We start from the raw sequence: 3711 nt of genomic DNA, 5'->3' as shown, positions 1-3711 counted from the left end.
CCGGACCGCCCTCGTTCACCGACTGTTCGCCTGATCGTCGCCGGAGCGTGGAGGCCCGCCGATCTGGGAAGATGTCGGACCATGAGCTCCGACGCCTTCACCGTGCCTCCCGTGCAGCAGGACCCCACTCTCCTCACGGGCACGCGGCAGGTACCGGACCGGGTCTCCCTCGAGGGTGTCGAGGACCGCTGGGACGAGGCATGGACCGCCCAGGACCTGTACGCGTTCGACCGCACCGCTACCCGCGAGCAGATCTACTCGATCGACACGCCCCCGCCCACGGTGTCGGGCTCCCTGCACGTCGGCCACGTGTTCTCGTACACGCACACCGACGTCGTGGCCCGCTTCCAGCGGATGCGCGGCCGCGAGGTGTTCTACCCGATGGGCTGGGACGACAACGGCCTGCCCACCGAGCGTCGCGTGCAGAACTACTACGGCGTGCGCTGCGACCCGTCGCTGCCGTACGACCCGGAGTTCACTCCGCCGTTCGAGGGCGGCGAGGGCAAGTCCGGCCCCCAGCTGCCGGTCAGCCGCAAGAACTTCGTCGAGCTGTGCGAGCGCCTGACCGTCGAGGACGAGCGCCTGTTCGAGGCCCTCTGGCGCCGGCTCGGCCTGTCGGTCGACTGGTCCCGCACGTACCAGACGGTGTCCGCCGAGTCCCGGGCGGTCGCGCAGCAGGCGTTCCTGCGCAACCTCGCGCGCGACGAGGCCTACCAGGCCGAGGCCCCGGGCCTGTGGGACGTCACGTTCCAGACCGCGGTCGCCCAGGCCGAGCTCGAGGCCCGCGACTACCCCGGGGCGTTCCACCGGGTCGCGTTCCACGGTGTCGGTGGTCCGGTCTACATCGAGACCACCCGCCCCGAGCTGCTCCCCGCCTGCGTCGCGCTCATCGCGCACCCCGACGACGAGCGCTATCAGCACCTGTTCGGCACCACGGTCCGCTCCCCCCTGTTCGACGTGGAGATCCCGGTCCTCGCACACACCCTGGCGGAGCCCGACAAGGGCGCCGGCATCGCGATGTGCTGCACGTTCGGTGACCTCACGGACGTGCAGTGGTGGCGCGAGCTGCAGCTGCCGACGCGCTCGGTGGTGGGCCGCGACGGCCGCATCCTGCGCGACACCCCGGAGTGGCTCGTGGGCGACGGCCCGCGCGCCCGCTACGAGGAGCTGGCCGGCAAGACCACGTTCTCCGCACGCGAGGCGGTCGTCGGGGGGCTCCGCGAGACGGGCGACCTGGACGGCGAGCCGGTGAACACCCAGCGCAAGGCGAACTTCTACGAGAAGGGCGACAAGCCCCTCGAGATCGTCACCAGCCGCCAGTGGTACATCCGCAACGGCGGGCGCGACGAGGCCCTGCGCGACGAGCTGCTCGCCCGCGGCGCCCAGCTGGGGTTCAACCCCGACTTCATGAAGGTCCGCTACGAGAACTGGGTCAGCGGCCTCAACGGCGACTGGCTCGTGTCGCGCCAGCGGTTCTTCGGCGTGCCCTTCCCGGTCTGGTACCCGCTCGACGAGCACGGCGAGCCGCAGCACGACAAGCCCCTGCTGCCGTCCGAGGACCAGCTGCCCATCGACCCGTCCTCCGACGTGCCCGCCGGCTACACGGCCGAGCAGCGCGGCGTGCCCGGCGGGTTCGCGGCCGATCCCGACATCATGGACACGTGGGCCACCAGCTCCCTGACCCCGCAGATCGTCGGCGGCTGGCGCACCGACCCGGACCTGTTCAGCCGCGTCTTCCCCATGGACCTGCGCCCCCAGGGCCAGGACATCATCCGCACCTGGCTGTTCTCCACGGTGGTCCGCTCGCACCTGGAGCACGGCTCGCTGCCGTGGTCCGACGCGGCGATCAGCGGCTGGATCCTCGACCCGGACCGCAAGAAGATGTCGAAGTCCAAGGGCAACGTGGTCACCCCCATGGGCCTGCTGGAGGAGCACGGTTCGGACGCGGTCCGGTACTGGGCGGCCTCGGCGCGGCTCGGCACCGACGCGGCGTTCGAGATCGGCCAGATGAAGATCGGCCGCCGCCTGGCCATCAAGGTGCTCAACGCCTCCAAGTTCGCGCTCTCGTTCGGTGCCGCCGACGAGCCGCTCGCCCTGGACCCGTCGCTGGTCACCGTGGAGATCGACCGCGCCATGCTGGCCGGTCTCGCGGACGTCGTCGACAAGGCCACCGCGGCCCTGGTCGCGTACGACCACACGCGCGCGCTCGAGCTGACCGAGACGTTCTTCTGGACGTTCTGCGACGACTACCTCGAGCTGGTCAAGGACCGCGCCTACGGCGACCCGTCGGCGGAGAGCGGGTCCGCCCGCGCTGCCCTCGCGATCGCGCTGGACGTGCTGCTGCGCCTGTTCGCGCCGGTGCTCCCGTTCGCCACCGAGGAGGTCTGGTCGTGGTGGCGCCAGGGATCGGTGCATCGCGCGCCGTGGCCGTCCGCGGAGCCGCTGCGCACCCCGGCCGACCCCGCCGTCGTCGGTGCCGCCGGGTCCGCACTCACTGCGCTGCGCAAGGTGAAGTCCGAGGCCAAGCTGTCGATGCGCACGGAGATCACGTCGGTCGAGCTCGTCGTGCCCGCCGCGCTGCGACCCGGCATCGAGGTGTCGCTCGACGACATCCGGGCGGCCGGCCGGGTCACCGGAACCCTGACGCTGGTGGACGGTGACGGGGAGACGTGCGTGGCACGCGACGCCGTGCTGGTCCCGCCGGCTCCGAAGGCCTGACGTGCGCGAGTCACGTTCCGAGTCCCTGGTGGAGCTGGACCCCGCCGACAGCATCCCGGGCATGCTCGCCGAGCGGCTCCTGCGCGACCCTTCCGGGGTGTTCGCGGAGCGGGTGGTCGACGGCACCTGGACCGCGGTGACGGTCGCCGAGTTCGACGCCGAGGTCACCGCGGTGGCGAAGGGCCTGGTCGCGCGCGGTGTCCAGCCGGGCGACCGCATCGCGATCATGTCCCGCACGCGCTACGAGTGGACCCTGCTCGACTTCGCCTGCTGGGCGGCCGGAGCCCTGGGCGTGCCGGTCTACGAGACGTCGTCGGCCGAGCAGGTCCGCTGGATCATGGCCGACGCCGGCGTCCGGCTCGCGGTCGTGGAGACGGCCAAGCACGCGGCCGTCGTCGCCCAGGTCCGCGACGACCTCCCAGGCCTGCGCGAGGTGCTGGTCATCGACGAGGGCGCGGTCGCCACGCTGGTCGACGCCGGGACCGGCGTCCTCGACGAGGAGATCCGACGCCGCAGCGCGCTGGCCCGCGCGGACGACCTCGCGACCGTCATCTACACGTCGGGCACCACGGGTCGACCCAAGGGCGTCGAGCTCACGCACGGCAACTTCGTGGCCATCACCCGCAACGGGGTCGCCGGGCTGGGCGAGGTCGTCGCGATGCCGCACTCGCGCACCCTGCTGTTCATGCCGCTCGCGCACGTGTTCGCGCGGTTCATCCAGGTGCTGTGCGTTCCCTCCGGTGCCGTGCTCGGACACACGCCGGACGCCAAGAACCTGCTCGCGGACCTCGGGACGTTCCAGCCGACGTTCATCCTGGCGGTGCCCCGCGTCTTCGAGAAGGTCTACAACTCGGCGGAGCAGAAGGCCGGCTCGGGGACCAAGCTCAAGCTCTTCCGCTGGGCCGCGAAGGCCGCCGAGGACTACTCGCGCTCCCTGGAGACCGGTGGGCCCGGTGCCGCCCTGCGTGCCCGCCACGCCCCCGCCCGCCCCGG

The 3711-nt window shown here is 71.9% G+C and carries 2 protein-coding genes; both read left to right on the top strand.

Annotated features, from left to right (window positions below):
• Window positions 1–81 precede the first annotated feature (81 nt).
• Complete coding sequence (gene valS / locus AC1DUQ_RS19195; RefSeq protein WP_477062677.1) at window positions 82–2718, top strand: valine--tRNA ligase; 2637 nt, start codon at window positions 82–84, stop codon at window positions 2716–2718.
• Window positions 2719–2779: 61 nt separating this feature from the next.
• Window positions 2780–3711, top strand: a 932-nt coding sequence (locus AC1DUQ_RS19190) for an AMP-binding protein (protein ID WP_477074371.1), incomplete at its 3' end; no start/stop codon positions are given.

This window comes from Cellulomonas sp. P4_B5_2 (assembly GCF_056402235.1).
This window is presented reverse-complemented; position numbering and strand designations above follow the sequence as displayed.

What these genes read in the sequence shown, in the direction of transcription:
- valS (WP_477062677.1), top strand. Translation starts at nt 82, where the DNA reads ATGAGCTCCGACGCCTTCACCGTGCCTCCCGTGCAGCAGGACCCCACT.